We start from the raw sequence: 19,263 nt of genomic DNA, 5'->3' as shown, positions 1-19,263 counted from the left end.
AAGCCTCCATCATGCTGCCAGGGATTGGGAATCGGGGGCGTGGACGCGCCCGAACATCAGGTCGTCTCGGTGATCGGCGATCGGTTCGCCGGTGCGGATCAGCGTCTTGCACCAGCCCTGTTCGGCGATGTCGCCGACGAAGACGGCGCCGAGGAGCTTGCCGTCGCCGATGATCAGCTTGCGGTAGAGGCCGAGGCCGGGATCCGACATCACCACCGTCTCGGCATGTTCGGGCGCCTCGATCTCGCCGGCCGAGAAGACCGGCAGGCCCGAGACCTTGAGGCTGGTGGCCAGTGAGGTGCCGAGATAGGCGGCTTCCTCGCCGACGAGGTGGCGGCTCAGCACTTCGGCCTGGTCGTAGGCGGGCTCGACGAGGCCGTAGACCATGCCGCGATGCTCGGCGCATTCGCCGAGAGCGAAGATGCGCGGATCGGAGCTCGTCATCCGGTCGTCGACCTTGATGCCACGCCCGACATCGAGCCCGGCGCCCTGGGCCAGGACGGCATTGGGCCGCACGCCCACGGACATCACCACGAGATCGGCCGGCAGCACCGTACCGTCCGACAGGACAAGGCGCTCGACCCGGCCGTCGCCCTCCACATGGGCGGTATCGGCCTTGAGCAGCACGCGGATTCCGCGGGATTCCATGGCGCGCTTCACCAGGCCGGCGGCGTGGTGGTCGAGCTGGCGCTCCATCAGCCGGTCCATGACGTGGAGCAGGGTCGTGTCGACCCCGAGCCGGGCGAGGCCGACGGCGGCCTCCAGCCCGAGCAGGCCGCCGCCGATGACGATGGCCCGCGCGCCGGTGACCGCCGCTTTCCGGATGGCCGCCACATCGGCGAGATCGCGAAACGTGATGATGCCGGGCAGGTCCATGCCGGGCTTCGGCAGCCGGATCGGCAGCGAACCCACCGCGAGGACGAGCTTGTCGAAGGGCAGGACATGGGTCTCGCCGACCATGACGAGGGCGTTCTCCCGGTCGACCTGCGTCACCGGCGCGCCGGTGATGAGGCGGATGCCGTGCGCCTCGTACCAGTCGAGACCACGAAAGGCGCAAGCCGCTTCGTCGACCTCACCGCCCAGCAGCGACGAGAGCAGCACGCGGTTATAGGCCGCCTGCGGCTCGGCACCCACGACGGTGACGTCGTAGCGACCGGGCGCGCGCTCGGTCAGCCGCTCCAGAAAGCGCAACGACGCCATGCCGTTGCCGATCACCACCAGACGCTCCTTCATGACCTGCGTCCGATCCTCACGCCGCCATGGCGGGCTTGGCGTGGCGGGCATAGAGGAACTCGAGCACTGCGGCGCGGGCATGGGTGTAGGTCGCGTCCTCCACCAGATCGAGGCGGCGGCGGGGACGCTCGAGATCGACCTTCAGGATCTCGCCGACCGTGGCCGAGGGGCCGTTGGTCATCATCACGATCCGGTCCGAGAGCAGCACCGCCTCGTCGACATCGTGGGTGATCATGATGACGGCGTTCTTGAGCCGCGCATGGATGTCCATGAGCGAGTCCTGGAGGTGGGCACGGGTGAGCGCGTCCAGCGCCCCGAAGGGCTCGTCGAGGAGGAGGACCTTCGGCTCCATGGCCAGCGCGCGGGCGATGCCGACGCGCTGCTTCATGCCGCCCGAGATCTCGTTGGGGCGGCGGTCTGCGGCATGGGTCATGTTCACGAGGGCGAGGTTGTGGTCGATCCATTCGGACCGCTCGGCCCGGGTCTTCTTGCCCTTCAGCACCTTCTCGACGGCCAAAGCCACGTTCTCGCGCACGGTCAGCCAGGGCAGCAGGGAATGGTTCTGGAACACCACGGCGCGGTCCGGGCCGGGGCTGTTCACCTCCTTCTCTTCCAGGAGGACGCCCCCGGTGGAGGCCTTGAGCAGCCCGGCCACGATGTTGAGCACCGTCGACTTGCCGCAGCCGGAATGGCCGATCAGCGAGACGAACTCGCCCTTGTCGATCTTCACGCTCACGTCGCGCAGCACCTCGTTGGTGCGCCCGGCGCGGGTGAAGCTGATGCCGACATTCTCGATGCTGAGATAGCTCATGGGTCTCGTGTCCCTCTGCGAGAGGCGGTCGGGGCACGGCGCGGGGTCAGAGCCCGACGCGCCGCGCGGAGGCGTTCAGGCGGTGGCGCCGCGGGTGACGAGGGTGCCGATGAAGGCCACGAACCGGTCGAGGAAGAACCCGATCACCCCGACATAGACGAGGGCGACGATGATCTCGGAGATGTGCGACGAGTTCCAGGCGTCCCAGATGAAGAAGCCGATGCCGACGCCGCCGATGAGCATCTCGGCCGCCACGATGGCGAGCCAGGACAGGCCGACGCCGATGCGAAGCCCCGTGAAGATGTAGGGAGCCGCCGAGGGCAGCATGATCTTCACGAAGAATTCGATCGGGTTGAGGCGCAGCACCGCCGCCACGTTGCGGTAATCCTGCGGGATGTTGCGGATGCCCACCGCCGTGTTGATGATGATCGGCCAGATCGAGGTGATGAAGATCACGAAGATGGCCGAGGGCTGGCCGTCGCGGAACGCCGCGAGGGAGAGCGGCAGCCAGGCCAGCGGCGGAATCGTGCGCAGCACCTGGAAGATCGGGTCGAGGCCGCGCATGGCCCAGTCCGACTGGCCGATCAGGGTGCCGACCATGATGCCCACGACGGTGGCCAGGGCGAAGCCGAAGGCGACGCGCTGGATGCTGGCATAGATGTGCCAGAACAGGCCCTTGTCGGTGCCGCCATTGTCGTAGAACGGGTGGGCGATGATGTCCCACGCCTCGGTGACGACGCGCGAAGGCGGCGGCAGGCCGGCGGTGGGCCGCGAGCACAGCAGCTCCCAGATCACCAGGAAGGCGATCAGCACCACGATCGGCGGGATCAGGTTGACGGCGATCTGGCGGAACGTCGCCAGGGTCACCAGGGGTTTGCGCGGGGCCTTGGCCGCCGGCTTCGCGGCGGCCCCCGTCACGGCGATGGTGGAGGTGTTGGCCATCACGCGATCCTCTTGATGCCGAGGCTGGACAGGTAGGCGGCGGGATCGGCGGGATCGAAGACCTTCCCGTCGAAGAAGGTCTCCTTGCCGCGCGACGTGGAGCTCGGGATCGCGGTGACGCCCAGTGCCTTCGCGGCGTCGCGCCAGATATCCTCACGGTTCACCTTGGCGATGAGCGCCTTGGTGTCGGTCTGCGCGTCGAACTTGCCCCAGCGGATGTCCTCGGTGAGGAACCAGAGGTCGTGGCTCTGGTAGGGGTAGGAGGCGTTGTCGGCGAAGAACTTCATGACGTAGGGGCTGTTCTCGACCACGCGGCCGTCGCCGTAATCGATGGTGCCCTTCATGCGGCCGGCGACATCGCCGACGGGGATGTTGATCCACTGGCGCTTGGCGACGATGGCGGCGAACTCATCCCGGTTCTCGGGCTTGTCGCACCACATCTGCGCTTCCAGCACGGCCATGGTCAGAGCCTTGGCGGCGATGGGGTTCTTCTCGACCCAGGAGGCGCGCATGGCGAACGCCTTCTCCGGGTGATCCTTCCACAATTCGCCGGTGGTCAGCGCGGTGTAGCCGAGGCCCTGCTGCACGAGCTGCGCGTTCCACGGCTCGCCCACGCAGAAGCAATCCATCGTGCCGACCTTCATGTTCGCCACCATCTGGGGCGGCGGCACGACGATGGTCTCGATGTCCTTGTCGGGGTCGATCCCGCCGGCGGCGAGCCAGTAGCGGATCCAGAGGTCGTGGGTGCCGCCGGGGAAGGTCATGGCCGCCTTCACCGACTTGCCGGCGGCTTTCTTCTTGTCGATCGCGGCCTTGAACACCTTGGAATCGAGCGCGACCTTGGCGTCCAGATACTCCTTGGCCACCGAGACGCACTGGCCGTTGGTATTGAGCCGGGCCAGGATCTGCATCGGCACGGGGACGTTGTTCTGCGTCACCCGACCGGCGCTGATGAGGTAGGGCATCGGCGTCAGGATGTGCGCGCCGTCGATGCCGTTGCCCTCGGAGCCGAGCACGAGGTTGTCGCGGGTAGTGCCCCAGCTCGCCTGTTTCAGCACCTCCACGTCGGGCATGCCGTGCTTGGCGAAGAAGCCCTTTTCCTTGGCGACGAAGAGCGGGCCGGCATCGGTGAGCGCGATGAAGCCGAGCTTGGCGCCCTTCACCTCGGGGCCCGCCCCCTGCGCGAAGGCACCGCCGGGCAGCGCAGTGCGCGCCAGGGCTGCCAGCGACAAGGTCGCGGCGGCGCCCTTCAAGAGGCTGCGGCGGCTGTTCTGAAACCCGTCAGTCATGGAAAACTCGATCCCTCGAAGCTTAAGCAGTCGACCCGAAGACGAAAAAAAACCGCCGCCCAAACGCAACCGAAGGCAGCCGCGAAAGCGCGCCAACGGGTTACTTGGGTCAGCGGCTCTGCCGACATTCGTGCCCGTCGCCGTTGACGAGCGGGATAGGCACAGCAGGTTCCGTGCCAAACGCCGTTCAGCCTGTAACGGCTCTAAGGCCGAAGGCGGTTCGGAGGGCGCGAGGAGGCATACGGCCCGGCTGGGATGGCGGGGCGTGCGTTGCACAATCGTGAGGCTTGTCGTGCCGCCAAAAGCGGCGTCCGGCCCCGATCAGCCGCTCAGAGCGGCATCGAACAGGTCCGGGCGGTAGATCGCACGGGCTGCGGAGCGAAGTTCGTCGGAGGCGACAAGCTGTCCGGCGCGCTCCGCCTCACCGATGAACCAATCCGCATGGGCGGGGTCGGGCCGGTGCGCCCGCTCGCCGAACAGGCTGAAATGCGGGTCCCGCCGCCGACGCCCGCCGTTATCCACCACCACGTCCCCCGTGAGCGCCCGTTCGAGAATCGGCGCCGGTACATTCAGGTAGCCATCGTGCGAAAGGAGGGAGGCGAGTTCGGCGCTGTTGCCGGGATCGGCGCACCAGCGCCCGGCGCGGTCGAGGGCCCGCACCAGGGGGGCGCAGCGCGGCGCCTCCGATTCCGGCAGGGCCAGAACTTTTTCCGGGCAATCGGGCAGGAGTTCACTGCCCAGGACCGCGATGCGGCCATACCCCTCCGCCACGGCGACGCTGTTCCAGGGGCTGCCGACGCAGAACCCGTCGATCAGTTCTCGCCGCAGCGCCTCGGCGATCTGTGGCGGCGGGATCACGACGAGGCGCGTCTGCGTGTCGAGGTCGAGGCCGCCGCGCTCGGCGAAGATCCGGAGCTGGTAGGTGTGGCTGGAGAACGGATGCACCGTTCCCAGCGTCAACGGCCTCCCCTCCCGCTCCCGCCGCAGGGCGATGCGCGCGAAAGCGGCGGCCACGGTGTCCACCTCGTCGTCCGCGGCCTCCATCGCCTCCCACAGGGGACGGGACACCGTGATCGCGTTGCCGTTGAGGTTGAGTGCCATGGGTACGCAAAGCCGGGTCTGCGGCCCGCTCAGCCCGAGCGCGCTGGCGATGGCGAGGGGCGCCAGCATATGCGCGCCGTCGAGATGGCCCACCGCCAGCTTGTCGCGCAGGGTCGCCCAGGAGGGCTCGCGCACGAGGTCGAGGGTGAGCCCCTCGGCCCGTGCGAAGCCGAGCTCCGCCGCCGCGATCAGGCTCGCGGCATCCACGAGGGGGACGTATCCGAGCGCGAGCCTCATCCGAACAGGTCCGCCGTGGTGACGATGGCGCGGGCGATGTCGGCGATCTTGCTCTTCTCGTTCATGGCCTTGCGCCGCATCAGCTTGTAGGCCTCCTCCTCGCTCAGGGAGCGGGCGGCCATGAGGATGCCCTTGGCGCGCTCCACGATCTTCCGGTCGGCGAGTTCGCCCCGCGCCTCCACCAGTTCCCGCTGCAGCCGGGCGAAGGCCTGGAACCGCAGGATGGCGATGTCGAGGATCGACCGGATGCGCTGGGGATGCAGCCCGTCCACCACATAGGCCGAGATGCCGGCATCCACCGCCGCCTGCATCATCGGTGCGTCCGAGCGGTCGACGAACATCGCCACCGGCCGCTCCACATGGCGGGACAGGCCCGACATCTGTTCGAGGATGTCCCGGCTGGGGCTCTCCAGGTGGATCACCACCACGTCGGGATTGAGGGCGGCCACCTGCGCCGGCAGGTCGGCGGTATCGGGGATGATGACCACATCCGCGATTCCGGCGGCGCGCAGGCCCTCTTCGAGGATCGCGGCGCGGGCCCGGCTCGGATCGATCACGGCGACGGTGAAGGAAGGTTCTGTCATCGGAGCCCAATGGGGGGCGGGACGGCCGGTTCGTGCCGGCGGGAACGGGCAAGAGGCGTACCTAACACAGCGCGCGACCGCACGGATCTACCCGAAAATCGGCATCGCCGAAAAAGTCCGTGGCCAAATCGTCGGCTCAGGTACCTTTCGACACGTTCAGGAAAGGAAATGGCCCAGCTTCCGCCGCAAACGCGGGCGCTTATGGCGATGTCGAAGGTCGGGGTGAGGTGTTCGGATGGTGGAGTGCCGCATATCGCAGCCTGTCGAGAACGCCCTCGCCTCCGAGGCGGGGACCGGCATGGCGCTTCCCCTGCTGCCGACGATCGTCGTCGCGGTGATCGTCTCCGCCGCCTCCTTCCTCTGCCAGACGCCCTCCGCGCCCATTCCCGAGACGCCCGCCAGCACGCGGATCGTCGAGATGGAGAGCCGGACGGCGCAGGCGAGGCCGATCGAGACCGCCGATCTGGGCACGGCCTTCGTCCCGGCCGCTTTCGCCTTCCGTGATCAGTTTCCGCTGCGCGACCTCGTGACCACGACCGCCAGCATCGCGCCGCGTCGCGCGACATCCCGCACCGCCGCCGCGAAGCCGTCTCAACGCCGGCCCGATTCCGCGCGGTCCGAAATGGCGAAGACCGAAGCGACGAGACCGGACGCCAATCGGGTCCCGTCGGTCGTCGCCGCGAAGGCCGCCATCTCGCCCGAGCCGTTCCGGGTAGAGGCCGAGGCGGACGAGGAACTCATTCCGCATCTCGCCCTGCCCTTCGCGCCGGCCATCTCCGCGATCACCCGTGCCGGCAGCTTCGTCGGCACCCAGAGCGCGGCGGTGGGCGCCGAGGCCATGGCCCTCGGCAATGTCGTGACCGGGCTCGTCGACCGCCTGCCGTTGCGGCCCTGATCGCACCGCGCTGCGGGTCACGCGCGGTTTCGGGCCGGTCCGGCCTTTCTTTCAGAGCTTTGCCGCTGGATTCTCCCCCTGTCGGGGACTAGGTGAGCCTTCGTCGACGAGACGGGCGCGACGACCGCATTGCCGCGGGGGCCCGGCGGCAAGGATGGGCATGGCGGGACGGATCGAGGATTACGCGCTGGTCGGCGATGGCCGCACCGCTGCGCTCATCGGGCGCGACGGCAGCATCGACTGGCTCTGCTGGCCCCGTTTCGATTCCGCCGCCTGTTTCGCCTCCCTCCTCGGCACCGAGGAACACGGGTTCTGGAAACTGTCCCCGGTGGATGGCGAGGCTACGGTCACGCGCCGCTACCGCGAAGGCAGCCTTGTCCTCGAGACGCGCTATGTGACCTCCGCGGGCGAGGCCAGGGTGATCGACTACATGCCGGCCAATGACGGGTCGCACATGGTGCGCATCGTCGAAGGCCTGTCCGGCTCGGTCGACATGCGCATGGTCCTGGCGGTGCGCTTCGATTATGGGCTCGCGGTGCCGTGGGTGTCCCATAACGAGCTCGGCGACCTGCGGGCGATTTCCGGCCCCCATAAGGTGGTTCTCCGCACCCGCGCGCCCCTCGACGGGGTCGGCCAGACCACGGTCTCGGACTTCACCGTGGCGAAGGGCGAGAGCCAGTCGTTCTGCCTCAGCTACGGCCTTTCGCACGAGGACGATCCGCCGCCGATCGAGCCGCGCAAGGTGCTGTTCCAGACCGACCGCTACTGGCGCGACTGGTCGAGCCGCTGCGCGTCCGGCACGCCCTGGGACGCGATCCTCAAGCGCTCGCTGCTGACGCTCAAGGCCCTGATCTACACGCCGACGGGCGGGATCGTGGCCGCGCCCACCACCTCCCTGCCCGAGGAGCTCGGCGGCGTACGCAACTGGGATTACCGGTTCTGCTGGCTGCGGGATTCGACCTTCACCCTCATCGCACTGATGGATGGCGGCTTTCTCGACGAGGCGCGGGCCTGGCGCGACTGGCTGATCCGCGCGGTGGCCGGCAATCCGGAACAGGCCCACATCCTCTACGGCATCGCCGGGGAGCGTCTCCTGCCCGAAATCGAGCTCGACTGGCTTCCCGGCTACGAGGGTTCGAAGCCGGTGCGGATCGGCAATGCCGCGGTCAACCAGTTCCAGCTCGACGTCTACGGCGAGATCTTCGACGCGCTCTACCAGGCCCGCCAGCGTGGCCTGCTCGGCGATGCCGATGGCTGGCGCGTGGGCCTCGCCCTGCTGGAGCATCTGGAGAAGGTCTGGAGCGAGCCCGACGAAGGCATCTGGGAGGTGCGCGGCGGGCGCCGTCACTTCGTCCATTCCAAGGTCATGGCCTGGGTCGCCTTCGACCGGGCCATCCGCTCCTTCGAGATGGGCGAGGGGCCGCCCGCCCCCGTGGATCGCTGGCGCGCGATCCGCGACCATATCCACGAGGAGGTCTGCGAGAAGGGGTTCGACAAGGAGCTGAACAGCTTCGTCCAGTATTACGGGGCCAAGACCCTCGATGCGAGCCTGCTCCTCATCGCCCATATGGGCTTCCTGCCCCAGGACGACCCGCGCGTCGTCGGCACGGTGGAGGCCATCGGCAAACACCTGATGCGCGATGGGTTCGTGCTGCGCTACGACACCGAGGATGACAATACCGATGGTCTGCCCGGCGGCGAGGGGGCTTTCCTGCCCTGCAGCTTCTGGTACGCCGACAATCTGATCGGTCTCGACCGCTGCCACGAGGCGCGGGAGTTGATCGAACGCCTCATCGGCGTTTGCAACGATGTCGGGCTCGTGGCCGAGGAATACGACGTGGGAGCCAAGCGCCTTGTCGGCAATTTCCCCCAGGCGTTCAGTCACGTCACGTTGGTGAACACGATTTTGAACTATAGCCGTGCCAGCGGGCCGGCGCGGGAGCGCAGCGAGAAATCTGCCCTCGCCCGGGCCACATCGCCGAACCGGGCGGGTTCTCCCAGCCAGCCGAACTCTCCCAGCCAGGCGAGCTCTCCCAGCCAGGGTGGCGCAAATCTAGAAGGCGCCGCGGCCCAGCACAGCTGATCGCCGCAGCCCCGTAAAGAGTAGGAAGACGAGACCATGAGCGGAGCCGAGACCAAGCCGAAGGGTGAACTGAGCGAGATCGACAAGCTCTCCATCGACACCCTGCGTACCCTGGCGATCGACGCGGTGCAGAAGGCGAATTCCGGCCATGCCGGCGCGCCGATGGCCCTGGCGCCCGTGGCCTACACCCTGTGGAACCGCTACCTGCGCTACGACCCGGCGCATCCGCACTGGCCCAACCGCGACCGGTTCGTGCTCTCGGCGGGCCACGCCTCGATGCTGCTCTACGGGTTGCTGCACCTCGCCGGTGTCGCCCAGAGCGATGGCGGCAACGAGCCGGCCATCACCATCGAAGACATCAAGAACTTCCGCCAGCTCGACAGCAAGACGCCGGGGCACCCGGAATACCATTTCACCACCGGCGTCGAGACCACGACCGGGCCGCTCGGCCAGGGTGTGGCGAATTCCGTCGGCATGGCGATGGGCGGCCGCTTCCTCGGTGAGACCCTGAACCGCCCCGACCTGCCGCTGTTCGACTTCAACGTCTACGCGATCTGCTCGGATGGCGACCTGATGGAGGGCGTGGCCGCTGAGGCCGCCTCCATCGCCGGGCATCTGCGCCTGTCGAACCTGTGCTGGATCTACGACAACAACACGATCACCATCGAGGGGCACACCGAGCTCGCCTTCTCTGAAGAGGTGGCGACCCGCTTCCTCAGCTATGGCTGGCAGGTCCTGCGGGTGGCCGACGCCAACGACGTCCATGCCATTTCCGCCGCCCTGGAGACCTTCCTCCAATCCAGCGACCGGCCGACGCTCATCGTCGTCAACTCGATCATCGGCTTCGGCGCGCCCAAGAAGCAGAACACCTCGAAGGCCCATTCCGACGCCCTGGGCGAAGAAGAGGTGAAGGGCGCCAAGCGGGCCTATGGCTGGCCCGAGGATTCCCAGTTCCTGGTGCCGGACGGCGTCATCGAGAACTTCCGTAGCGGCATCGGCCAGCGCGGCGCCGAGCTGTTCGCCACCTGGGAAGGCTTCATGGCCGAGGCCAAGGCCTCCGATCCGGCCCTGGCCGAAGAGATCGACGCCCTCCTCACGGGCCGCCTGCCAGAGGGCTGGGACAAGGACATCCCGGTCTTCCCGGCCGACGCCAAGGGCATGGCCACCCGCGAATCCTCCGGCAAGGTGCTCAACGCCATCGCCAAGAACGTGCCCCACCTGCTCGGCGGCTCGGCGGATCTGGCGCCCTCCAACAAGACCAAGCTCGAATTCGAGGGGGCCGGTACCCTGTCGCCCTTCGAGCCGGGCGGCCGCAACATCCATTTCGGCGTGCGCGAACACGCCATGGGGTCGATCGTCAACGGTCTCGGCCTCGTCGGCCTGCGCGCCTACGGCGCGACCTTCCTGGTCTTCGCCGATTACATGCGCCCGCCGATCCGCCTCGCCTCGCTGATGGAGCTGCCGGTCTTCCACGTCTTCACGCACGATTCGATCGGCGTCGGCGAGGACGGGCCCACCCACCAGCCGGTGGAGCAGCTCCTGACGCTCCGCGCCATCCCGGGCCTCGTCACCCTGCGTCCGGCGGATGCCAACGAGGTGGCGGAAGCCTACCGGGTCATCATGGGGCTGAAGAATCAGCCGGCGGTGCTGGCCCTCAGCCGCCAGCCGCTGCCGACCTTCGACCGGACCAAGTACGGCAGCGCCGCCGGCGTCGCGAAGGGCGGCTACGTGCTGGCCGATTGCGACGGTACGCCGGAGGTCATCCTCATCGGCACGGGCAGCGAGGTGCAGCTCTGCGTCTCGGCCTACGACGCGCTGACGGCGGAGGGCATCAAGGCCCGCGTGGTCTCGATGCCGTCCTGGGACCTGTTCGAGCGTCAGGACGAAGCCTACCGCAACACGGTGCTGACGCCGGAGGTGCTGGCCCGTGTCGCCGTCGAGCAGGGCTCGGTGATCGGCTGGGACCGCTATGCGGGCTCCGCCGGCGCGATCATCGGCATGCATACGTTCGGGTCCTCGGCCCCGATCAAGGATCTGCAGACCAAGTTCGGCTTCACGCCGGAGAAGGTGCTGCAGGCCGCCCGCGACCAGATCGCGCGGCACAAGAAGTAGGTCTCGCGGGTTCCCTGAAGGACGGAACGCACGTCCCCCTCCCCCTTGTGGGGAGGGTCAGGGGTGGGGGTGGTTGGGTGACCCGCGGGCCGCGGAGGCCAGCGGAGCCATCCCCACCTCCGGCTCTTCCCCACAAGGGGGGGAGAGGCGCGCATCCTGACAACGAGTGCTGAACGACGCTGCCTTTCGCGCGCTACTCACGACGACCGACCACGAGGAGTTTTTGCATGAACCCGCTCAAGGCTCTCTTCCCTGAACAGGGCCAGGCCGTGTGGCTGGATTTCGTGGCCCGCGGTTTCATCGCCGATGGACGCCTCAAGAAGCTGGTGGACGAGGACGGCCTGCGGGGCGTGACCTCGAACCCCTCGATCTTCGAGAAGGCGATCGGCGATTCCACGGAATATGACGGCGCGCTGAAGGAGGTCATGGATGCGGGCGATGCCCGTGTCATCGATCTCTACGAAGGCTGTGCCATCGCCGACATCCAGGCGGCGGCCGACGTGCTGCGCCCCGTCTACGAGGAGAGCGACGGCGCCGACGGCTATGTCAGCCTCGAAGTCTCGCCTTATCTCGCCCTCGACACCGAGGAGACCCTCGACGAGGCCCGCCGTCTGCACAAGACCGTGGCCCGCGACAACCTGATGGTGAAGGTGCCCGCCACCCCGGCCGGCATCCCGGCGATCCGGGCCCTCACCGCCGACGGGATCAGCATCAACGTCACGCTGCTGTTCGGCCAGGATTCCTACGAAGAGGTGGCGCGCGCCTTCATCGCCGGCCTGGAAGAGTTCGGCGCCAAGGGCGGCGACGTCTCGAAGGTCGCCAGCGTGGCGAGCTTCTTCATCAGCCGTATCGACGTCACCATCGACAAGGCCCTCGACGCCAAGATCGCGGAAGCCAACGATCCCGACGAAAAGGCGGAACTGGAAGCCCTCAAGGGCAAGGTGGCCATCGCCAACGCCAAGCTCGCCTACCAGCGCTACAAGCGCATCTTCGCCGAGCCGAAATGGCAGGCGCTCGCGCAGAAGGGCGCCAAGGCGCAGCGCCTGCTCTGGGCCTCCACCGGCGTCAAGAACAAGGCCTATTCCGATGTGCTCTATGTCGGGGAGCTGATCGGGCCGGATACCGTCAACACCATGCCGCCGGCCACGATGGACGCGTTCCGCGACCACGGCACGGTCAAGTCCGCCATCGAGGAGAATGTCGGTGACGCCGAGGCCGTGATGGCCCGCCTCGCCAGGGCCGGCATCGATATCGGGGCGGTGGCCCAGCAACTCGTGGAGGAAGGCGTCCAGCTCTTCATCGACGCCGCCGACAAGCTCCTGGGCGCGGTGGCGGGCAAGCGCGTCGATTTCCTCGGCGCCAAGCTCGACGGCCAGACCCTCATTCTCGGCGATGCCATTGGCGCCGAGGCGAAGAAAGCGGTCGAATCCTGGCGCGCCTCGGGCTCGATCCGCCGGCTCTGGGCGCATGACAAGACGGTCTGGTCGAATGCCGACGAGGACCAGTGGCTCGGCTGGCTTCGCATCGTCGAGGACGAACTCGCCCGAGTCTCCGAATACCAGGCCTTCGCCGAGGATGTCCGCCAGACCGGCTTCTCCGACGTCGTCGTCCTCGGCATGGGCGGGTCGAGCCTCGGACCGGAAGTGCTGGCCGAGACCTATGGCAGCCGTGACGGTTTCCCGACGCTGCGCATCCTCGATTCCACCGATCCCGATCAGGTCCGCGCCGTGGAAAGCGCGGTGAATCTCGAGACGACTTTGTTCATCGTCGCCTCGAAATCCGGCTCCACCCTCGAGCCCAACGTGTTCCGCGATTACTTCCTCGGCCGGATGAAGGCTCTGGTCGGTGAGCGGGCCGGGGCGCATTTCGTGGCCGTCACCGATCCCGGCTCGGCCATGGAGGCGGCGGCCAAGGCCGACAATTTCCGCCGGATCTTCTACGGTGTGAAGCAGATCGGCGGGCGCTATTCGGTGCTCTCCGCCTTCGGACTGGTGCCTGCTGCGGCGTCCGGCATCGATGTGAAGGACTTCCTCGACACGGCGCGGACCATGGTCCGCTCCTGCGGCCCGGCCGTGCCGCCCGCCCAGAACCCCGGTGTCCTACTGGGCACCGCCATGGCGGCGGCTGCGCTCCATGACGGTCGTGACAAGGTCACGTTCATCGCCTCCCCCGGCATCGATACGTTCGGGGCTTGGGCCGAGCAGCTCATCGCCGAATCCACCGGCAAGGACGGCAAGGGTCTCATCCCCGTCGACGGCGAGCCGGTCGGCGTGCCGGCGGTCTATGGCCGCGACCGCTTCTTCGTCTATCTGCGTCTCGACAACCGGGCGGATGCCCAGCAGGACGAGGCGGTGCGTAGCCTGGAGCGCGAGGGCCACCCCGTCGCCCACATCACCATGGCGAACGAGGAGCAGCTGCCGCAGGAATTCTTCCGCTTCGAGATGGCGACTGCCGTCGCCGGCGCGCTGCTCGGCATCAACCCGTTCGACCAGCCGGACGTGGAAGCGAGCAAGATCGAGACGAAGAAGCTCTTCGACGCCGCCGAGAAAAGCGGTTCGCTGCCCTCCGAGACGCCGCTCTTCGAAGACGAGACCATCGCCCTTTACGCGGACCCGGCCAATGCCGGAGCGCTGCCGCAGACTGGAGAGGGGTTCGAGGCGGCACTGAAGGCTCATCTCGCGCGGATCAAGGACGGCGACTACGCCGCGCTGCTGGCCTACGTCGACCGTAACGAGGCGCACCACGCCATCCTGCAGGAGGCGCGCATCGCTCTGCGCGACAAGCGCAAGGTCGCGACCTGCCTCGAATTCGGGCCGCGCTTCCTCCATTCCACGGGACAGGCCTACAAGGGCGGGCCGGATACCGGCGTGTTCCTGCAGATCACCGCCGATCCGTCCGAGGATCTCGCGATCCCCGGCCGGGCGCTGGGCTTCGGCACCGTGGTGGCGGCCCAGGCACGGGGCGATTTCGCGGTCCTGGCCGAGCGCGGCCGCCGGGCCCTGCGCGTCCACATCAAGGGCGGCGACGTGGAAGCTGGGCTGAAGCGCATCGCGGCGGCGATCAAGGCGGCTTTGGCGTGATCTGAGGCCCTCTCCTCCCCCTTGTGGGGAGGAGCCGGAGGTGGGGGTGTTTGGGTGACCCTCTTTCTCCTGAGGCAAGCGGCACGACCCCCACCTCTGACCCCTCCCCACAAGGGGGAGGGGAAAGCAACGGAGATCCCCAATGCAACTCGGCATGATCGGCCTCGGCCGGATGGGCGGCAACATCGTCCGCCGCCTCCTGCGGGACGGGCACACGGCCGTGGTCTTCGATCAGAACCCGGAGGCCGTGGCGGCCCTGGTCGCCGAGGGCGCCACCGGGGCGGCGAGCCTGGAGGAGTTCGTCTCCAAACTCGACGTGCCGCGCGCGGCCTGGGTGATGCTACCGGCGGGCGCGATCACCGAGGCCACGGTGGCGCAGCTCGGCGACCTGATGCAGCCGGACGACGTCATCATCGATGGCGGCAATTCCTTCTACAAGGACGACATCCGGCGGGCGGCCACCCTGAAGCCGAAGGGCATCCACTACGTCGATGTCGGCACGTCGGGCGGCGTCTGGGGCCTGGAACGCGGCTATTGCATGATGATCGGGGGGAGCAACGACGCCCTCGACAGGCTCGACCCGATCTTCAAGACCCTGGCACCGGGCGTCGGCACCATCCCGAAGACGCCGGGTCGCGAGGGCCGCGACGCCCGCGCCGAGGAAGGCTACATCCATGCCGGGCCGAGCGGCGCCGGGCATTTCGTCAAGATGGTCCATAACGGCATCGAGTACGGGTTGATGCAGGCCTATGCCGAGGGATTCGACATCCTGAAACACGCCAATTCGAAGGATCTGGCCGAGGACCAGCGCTTCGACCTCAATATCGGCGACATCGCCGAAGTGTGGCGGCGCGGCAGCGTGGTCTCGTCCTGGCTCCTCGACCTCACGGCGGGGGCGCTGGCGGGCAACGAGGCTCTGGACGGTTTCTCAGGCTTCGTCGCCGATTCCGGCGAGGGGCGCTGGACCCTGAACGCGGCCATCGAGGAATCGGTGCCGGCCAATGTGCTCTCCGCCGCCCTCTATGCCCGCTTCCGCTCCCGCGAGGACGCCTCCTACGCGGACAAGCTGCTGTCGGCCATGCGCAAGGGCTTCGGCGGCCACGTCGAACCGAAATAGCCTGTCGTGCAGGCAATATAGCCTGCCGGACAGACGATCGAGGACCAGACCAGGAGGAAGCGTCGCCGCATGATCCCGCTACCGAACAACGCGGAAATCTTTCCTGATGGCGAGAGCGTCGCCCGCGCGGCGGCGGACCGCCTCGTCACTCTCTGCGCCGAGAGCAAGCAGGAGCGCATCGCCATCTGCCTCTCCGGTGGGTCCACGCCGAAGCGGCTCTACACCCTGCTGGGCGGGCCCGACTATGTCAGTGCCCTCCCCTGGGACCGGTTGCACTGGTTCTTCGGCGACGACCGGTTCGTGCCCTGGACCGATGAGGCCAGCAACATGCACATGGCCCGCGCGGCGTTCGGGGACGCCCCGATCCCCGAGGGCCATCTCCACGGTATTCCCACCGACGGGACGCTGGACTCGGCAGCATCCGCCTATGCCGAGACCTTGAAGAGCTTCTATGGCGCCGACGAACTCGACCCGGCGCGCCCGCTCTTCGATCTCGTCCTCCTTGGGATCGGCGAGGACGGGCACACCGCGTCGCTGTTCCCGGGCAAGCCCGCGCTCGCTGAGCGTCAGGCCTGGGTGGCGCCGGTCCCGGAGGCCGGGCTCGCGCCGTTCGTGCCGCGCATCACCCTCACCTTCCCGGCGCTTGCTTCTTCGCGCCAGCTTCTCGTCCTGGTGACGGGAGCCGGCAAGCGCGATCCCCTCGCACGCATCGCAAAGGGCGACGATCTGCCCGCGCGCTACATCTCGAGCATCGGCAACCTGACATGGCTGCTCGACCGCGCGGCCGCTGATTTCGGCTGAGACCTGCGACCGGCGGTCCGTCACTGTCCTGGCCCCTTGGCATGGTCGCATGCGGAGCCTACGTTACATGTAACGACTCTGGAAGGACTCGTCATGTCGGCAACTGTCGGTCAGCGTGTCAGCAAGCGTCGTGATGCGCTCCGGGCGGCTGGCCTTCGGCCCATCCAGATCTGGGTGCCCGACACCCGAAGGGCGGGCTTTGCCGAAGAATGCGCGCGACAGGCTCGGGTCGTCGCGGCGACAGATGCGGCCGATCGGGAACTGGATGCCTTCATGGAGGCCGCGCTCGTCGATATGCTCCCTGAGCGCGAGGCATGAAGCGGGGCGATCTCGTCACCATCGCCATGCCCGGCGATTTCGGCAAACCTCGTCCAGCCCTCCATCATCCAATCGGACGCGTTCGCTGAGACCGGCACGGTCACGGTCCTGCTGATATCCGGCACGCTGGCCGAGGCTCCCCTGATCCGCACGACCATCGAGCCGACTGAGGCCAATGGCTTGAAGAAGCGCTCACAGGTCATGGTGGACAAGACCATGTCGGTGAAGCGTGAGAAGATCGGCGCACGGATCGGGTATCTCGATGCCGAGACGATGCTGGCGGTGACGCGGGCGCTGGCTGTGTTTTTCGCCATTGCCTGAGCGCGGATCGCTGCCAGGGTGATCGCACTTGGCCGATAAGAAACTTTCCGGGATCGACGGCTACGACTTCAGCACCGGCTCCGAAATATCGCCGCTGCCGCGCCGGGCCAGGTATTCCGGCTGGAACAGGCACATCCGTACCGCGTCGCGATACTTGCCGTTGACGAAGAACTCGTCCTTGAGGATGCCTTCGGGCACGAAGCCGCAACGCTCGTAGATGCGGACGGCGCGGGCGTTGTCCTTGTCCACGTGCAGGTAGAGCTTGTGGATGTTGAGGACGCTGAAGGCGTAATCCATGGCGATGCGGGTGGCGCGCGGGGCGTAACCCTGGCCCTGGAAGGCGGGGTGGATCGCGATCTGGAATTCGCAGCGCCGGTGCAGGTGGTTGATCTCCACCAACTCCACGAGGCCCGCCGGGGCGCCCTCAGAATTGGCGATGATGAAGCGCCGCTCGGTCTGGTTGTGGATGTTGCGCTCGTAGAGCTGCGCCAGTTCGGCGAAGGACTCGTAGGCCTCCTCGAACCAGTAGCGCATGATGCTGTCGTTGTTGTTGAGCTGATGCACGAACATCAGGTCTTCGCGTTCCAGCGGGCGGAGCTTCACCGGGCCGTCGGCCGCGATGGTACGGGGAACGAACTGGCTCATGGAGTTACGACGCATTCCGAGATGAGACGGCGCATGAATGCCTCGCCGGCCTCGAGGGCGGCAAGGGTGATGTACTCGTCCGGCTGGTGGGCCTGGTCGATGGAGCCGGGGCCGCAGACGACGGTGGGTATGCCCGCCTTCTGGAAGCGTCCCGCCTCGGTGGCGTAGGAAACGGAGATGGTGTGGTTGCGACCCGCTACCCGCAAGGCCAGCCGCTCGGCCTCCGAGCCCGGCTCGGGGGCGAGGCCCGGCACCGCCACCTCTTCGATGGTCTCGATCCGCCCGTAATCGCCGTAGCGGTTGAGCCGGTCCTTCAGCACCGTCTCGGCCTTGGCCGCGAACAGGGCCGGGATCTCGGCCATGTCGAGATCGGGCAGGCCGCGGAACTCCCAGTGGAAGGTGCAGACCTTGGGCAGGATGTTGCGCGCCGTCCCACCGGAGATCGTGCCCACATGCACGGTGGTGGAGGGCGGGTCGAAGCGACCGGAGGCATCGCCGCGCTCGATCATCGCATCGGCGATGCGGTTCAATTCGGAGACGAGCTCGGCCGCCGCCATCACGGCGTTGGCGCCGAGCATGGGTTTCGCCGAATGCGCCTCGTGGCCGTGGACGGTGGTGAAATAGGTGACGATGCTCTTATGGGCATCGGCTACGTCGAGATCGGTGGGCTCGCCCACGATCACCGCCCCCGGCCGGGGGAGATCCTTGCCGAACCGGGCGATGGTGTCGGCGACGCCGAGACACGTGGTCTCCTCGTCGTAGGAAAGCAGGATGTGGATCGGCCGCTTGAGGTCGGCAGCGAGCATGTCCGGGACGGCTGCCAGCGCCAGGGCGCAGAAGCCCTTCATGTCCACGGAGCCGCGCCCGTAGGCACGCCCATCGGCGACCCGCAGGGTGAAAGGATCGGTGGTCCAGGCCTGTCCCGTCACCGGCACCACGTCGGTATGGCCCGACAGGACGATGCCGCCATCCATCTTCGGGCCGATCGTGGCGAAGATCGCCGCCTTGTCACCCGCTTCACTGGGGATGCGCACATAGCTCACGCCCCAGCCGTCGAGATAGGCGCAGACGCTGTCGATGAGCGCGAGGTTGGAGCGCGAACTCTCCGTGTCGAAGGCGACGAGGTGCGCCAGCAGGTCGAGCGTGCTCAACCGTTCTCCGCCACCCGACATCGGCCTAAGCAGGTTTCGCAAAAGTGGCCCCCGGTTTTGTGGCAAAAACCTGCGTCAGGGCAAAAACCGAAGCAGGGTGAAGCGTTGGCCTGCCAACGTGAACCTGCTTAGTGGACGCTGCGGCGGACGTGCGGCGAATCGAGGGAGAAGGCGGGGATCTCGGCCTCGAAGCTCTCACCAGCGGTGGTGGACATGGTGTAGCTGCCGGCCATCAGGCCGTCGGGCGTGGTGAGCGGGCAACCGCTGGTATAGCTGAACGACTCGCCGGGGCCGAGAACGGGCTGCTTGCCGACCACGCCGGCGCCGCGCACCTCCTGGGTCTCGCCGCGCCCATCGACGATGCGCCAGTGGCGCGAACGCAGCTGGACCTGCTCGGAGCCGTTATTCACGATCTCGACGGTGTAGGCGAAGAAATACCGGCTTTCGTCGGGGGAGGATTCCTCCTCGACGAAGCGGGGCTGGACGGTCACGCTGATGCCGCGCGTCTGGGCCTTGTACATCGCCTTCAAAGCCTCCCGTACC

General features: G+C 67.5%; 16 protein-coding genes and 1 pseudogene. 8 read left to right on the top strand and 9 right to left on the bottom strand.

Annotation, left to right across the window (positions count from 1 at the left end):
* Positions 1–9: 9 nt before the first annotated feature.
* The 6 genes from ACYQR9_RS14110 to ACYQR9_RS14085 all read right to left on the bottom strand — a co-directional run bounded on the left by ACYQR9_RS14110 (position 10) and on the right by ACYQR9_RS14085 (position 6,197).
* Positions 10–1,233, bottom strand: coding sequence for an NAD(P)/FAD-dependent oxidoreductase (locus ACYQR9_RS14110; RefSeq protein ID WP_461226777.1), 1,224 nt, complete (start codon positions 1,231–1,233; stop codon positions 10–12).
* Between the two features lie 16 nt (positions 1,234–1,249).
* Positions 1,250–2,044, bottom strand: a complete 795-nt coding sequence (locus ACYQR9_RS14105; RefSeq protein ID WP_207413488.1) for an ABC transporter ATP-binding protein — start codon at positions 2,042–2,044, stop codon at positions 1,250–1,252.
* Positions 2,045–2,119: 75 nt separating this feature from the next.
* Positions 2,120–2,986 (bottom strand): nitrate ABC transporter permease, encoded by an 867-nt coding sequence (ntrB, locus tag ACYQR9_RS14100; RefSeq protein ID WP_461226775.1) that lies wholly within the window; start codon positions 2,984–2,986, stop codon positions 2,120–2,122.
* Entirely contained in the window at positions 2,986–4,275 is a 1,290-nt protein-coding gene (locus tag ACYQR9_RS14095; RefSeq protein ID WP_056427653.1) for a CmpA/NrtA family ABC transporter substrate-binding protein, read from the bottom strand. Before ACYQR9_RS14095 ends, ntrB begins: the two co-directional genes overlap by 1 nt.
* Positions 4,276–4,596: 321 nt before the next feature.
* Positions 4,597–5,613 carry a CmpA/NrtA family ABC transporter substrate-binding protein gene (locus tag ACYQR9_RS14090; RefSeq protein ID WP_461226773.1) on the bottom strand — a complete coding sequence of 339 codons (1,017 nt, stop codon included), beginning with the start codon at positions 5,611–5,613 and terminating at the stop codon, positions 4,597–4,599.
* Entirely contained in the window at positions 5,610–6,197 is a 588-nt protein-coding gene (locus tag ACYQR9_RS14085; protein ID WP_018044090.1) for an ANTAR domain-containing response regulator, read from the bottom strand. The genes ACYQR9_RS14090 and ACYQR9_RS14085 overlap by 4 nt, the downstream gene beginning before the upstream one ends.
* A gap of 235 nt (positions 6,198–6,432) precedes the next feature.
* On the opposite strand from ACYQR9_RS14085, the gene ACYQR9_RS14080 reads away from it, so the two are divergent.
* The 8 genes and pseudogenes from ACYQR9_RS14080 (at position 6,433) to ACYQR9_RS14045 (ending at position 16,924) form a co-directional block, all read left to right on the top strand.
* Positions 6,433–7,092: a hypothetical protein gene (locus tag ACYQR9_RS14080; RefSeq protein WP_461226771.1), complete on the top strand. Its 660-nt coding sequence runs from the start codon at positions 6,433–6,435 to the stop codon at positions 7,090–7,092.
* 160 nt (positions 7,093–7,252) lie between these two features.
* Positions 7,253–9,175 carry a glycoside hydrolase family 15 protein gene (locus tag ACYQR9_RS14075; protein WP_461226769.1) on the top strand — a complete coding sequence of 641 codons (1,923 nt, stop codon included), beginning with the start codon at positions 7,253–7,255 and terminating at the stop codon, positions 9,173–9,175.
* Positions 9,176–9,211: 36 nt separating this feature from the next.
* Positions 9,212–11,287 (top strand): transketolase, encoded by a 2,076-nt coding sequence (gene tkt, locus ACYQR9_RS14070; protein ID WP_461226767.1) that lies wholly within the window; start codon positions 9,212–9,214, stop codon positions 11,285–11,287.
* Between the two features lie 227 nt (positions 11,288–11,514).
* On the top strand, positions 11,515–14,367 hold the full coding sequence (locus tag ACYQR9_RS14065) for a bifunctional transaldolase/phosoglucose isomerase (protein ID WP_461226765.1): 2,853 nt from the start codon (positions 11,515–11,517) through the stop codon (positions 14,365–14,367).
* Between the two features lie 142 nt (positions 14,368–14,509).
* On the top strand, positions 14,510–15,484 hold the full coding sequence (gnd, locus tag ACYQR9_RS14060) for a phosphogluconate dehydrogenase (NAD(+)-dependent, decarboxylating) (protein ID WP_311275477.1): 975 nt from the start codon (positions 14,510–14,512) through the stop codon (positions 15,482–15,484).
* 69 nt (positions 15,485–15,553) lie between these two features.
* A complete protein-coding gene (gene pgl / locus ACYQR9_RS14055) occupies positions 15,554–16,285 on the top strand; it encodes a 6-phosphogluconolactonase (protein ID WP_461226762.1) in 732 nt (243 codons plus the stop codon).
* Positions 16,286–16,378: 93 nt separating this feature from the next.
* On the top strand, positions 16,379–16,603 hold the full coding sequence (locus ACYQR9_RS14050; RefSeq protein ID WP_056427629.1) for an antitoxin MazE family protein: 225 nt from the start codon (positions 16,379–16,381) through the stop codon (positions 16,601–16,603).
* Positions 16,600–16,924 (top strand): annotated as a pseudogene (locus ACYQR9_RS14045) (type II toxin-antitoxin system PemK/MazF family toxin). The gene ACYQR9_RS14050 and the pseudogene ACYQR9_RS14045 overlap by 4 nt, the downstream one beginning before the upstream one ends.
* A 60-nt stretch (positions 16,925–16,984) precedes the next feature.
* Here ACYQR9_RS14045 and speG read toward each other — a convergent pair.
* The 3 genes from speG to apaG form a co-directional block, all read right to left on the bottom strand.
* Positions 16,985–17,569 (bottom strand): spermidine N1-acetyltransferase, encoded by a 585-nt coding sequence (speG, locus tag ACYQR9_RS14040; protein WP_461226760.1) that lies wholly within the window; start codon positions 17,567–17,569, stop codon positions 16,985–16,987.
* Positions 17,566–18,741: an acetylornithine deacetylase gene (gene argE, locus ACYQR9_RS14035; protein WP_461226758.1), complete on the bottom strand. Its 1,176-nt coding sequence runs from the start codon at positions 18,739–18,741 to the stop codon at positions 17,566–17,568. Before argE ends, speG begins: the two co-directional genes overlap by 4 nt.
* Before the next feature lie 107 nt (positions 18,742–18,848).
* On the bottom strand, positions 18,849–19,241 hold the full coding sequence (apaG, locus tag ACYQR9_RS14030; RefSeq protein WP_018044100.1) for a Co2+/Mg2+ efflux protein ApaG: 393 nt from the start codon (positions 19,239–19,241) through the stop codon (positions 18,849–18,851).
* Positions 19,242–19,263 lie beyond the last annotated feature (22 nt).

The sequence above is a fragment of the Methylobacterium sp. CM6241 genome (assembly GCF_054817845.1).
Note: the sequence above shows the minus strand (reverse complement) of the source record. Positions and strands in the feature narration are given on the sequence as shown.

What these genes read in the sequence shown, in the direction of transcription:
- ACYQR9_RS14110 (WP_461226777.1), bottom strand. Translation starts at nt 1,233, where the DNA reads ATGAAGGAGCGTCTGGTGGTGATCGGCAACGGCATGGCGTCGTTGCGC.
- ACYQR9_RS14105 (WP_207413488.1), bottom strand. Translation starts at nt 2,044, where the DNA reads ATGAGCTATCTCAGCATCGAGAATGTCGGCATCAGCTTCACCCGCGCC.
- ntrB (WP_461226775.1), bottom strand. Translation starts at nt 2,986, where the DNA reads ATGGCCAACACCTCCACCATCGCCGTGACGGGGGCCGCCGCGAAGCCG.
- ACYQR9_RS14095 (WP_056427653.1), bottom strand. Translation starts at nt 4,275, where the DNA reads ATGACTGACGGGTTTCAGAACAGCCGCCGCAGCCTCTTGAAGGGCGCC.
- ACYQR9_RS14090 (WP_461226773.1), bottom strand. Translation starts at nt 5,613, where the DNA reads ATGAGGCTCGCGCTCGGATACGTCCCCCTCGTGGATGCCGCGAGCCTG.
- ACYQR9_RS14085 (WP_018044090.1), bottom strand. Translation starts at nt 6,197, where the DNA reads ATGACAGAACCTTCCTTCACCGTCGCCGTGATCGATCCGAGCCGGGCC.
- ACYQR9_RS14080 (WP_461226771.1), top strand. Translation starts at nt 6,433, where the DNA reads ATGGTGGAGTGCCGCATATCGCAGCCTGTCGAGAACGCCCTCGCCTCC.
- ACYQR9_RS14075 (WP_461226769.1), top strand. Translation starts at nt 7,253, where the DNA reads ATGGCGGGACGGATCGAGGATTACGCGCTGGTCGGCGATGGCCGCACC.
- tkt (WP_461226767.1), top strand. Translation starts at nt 9,212, where the DNA reads ATGAGCGGAGCCGAGACCAAGCCGAAGGGTGAACTGAGCGAGATCGAC.
- ACYQR9_RS14065 (WP_461226765.1), top strand. Translation starts at nt 11,515, where the DNA reads ATGAACCCGCTCAAGGCTCTCTTCCCTGAACAGGGCCAGGCCGTGTGG.
- gnd (WP_311275477.1), top strand. Translation starts at nt 14,510, where the DNA reads ATGCAACTCGGCATGATCGGCCTCGGCCGGATGGGCGGCAACATCGTC.
- pgl (WP_461226762.1), top strand. Translation starts at nt 15,554, where the DNA reads ATGATCCCGCTACCGAACAACGCGGAAATCTTTCCTGATGGCGAGAGC.
- ACYQR9_RS14050 (WP_056427629.1), top strand. Translation starts at nt 16,379, where the DNA reads ATGTCGGCAACTGTCGGTCAGCGTGTCAGCAAGCGTCGTGATGCGCTC.
- speG (WP_461226760.1), bottom strand. Translation starts at nt 17,569, where the DNA reads ATGAGCCAGTTCGTTCCCCGTACCATCGCGGCCGACGGCCCGGTGAAG.
- argE (WP_461226758.1), bottom strand. Translation starts at nt 18,741, where the DNA reads ATGTCGGGTGGCGGAGAACGGTTGAGCACGCTCGACCTGCTGGCGCAC.
- apaG (WP_018044100.1), bottom strand. Translation starts at nt 19,241, where the DNA reads ATGTACAAGGCCCAGACGCGCGGCATCAGCGTGACCGTCCAGCCCCGC.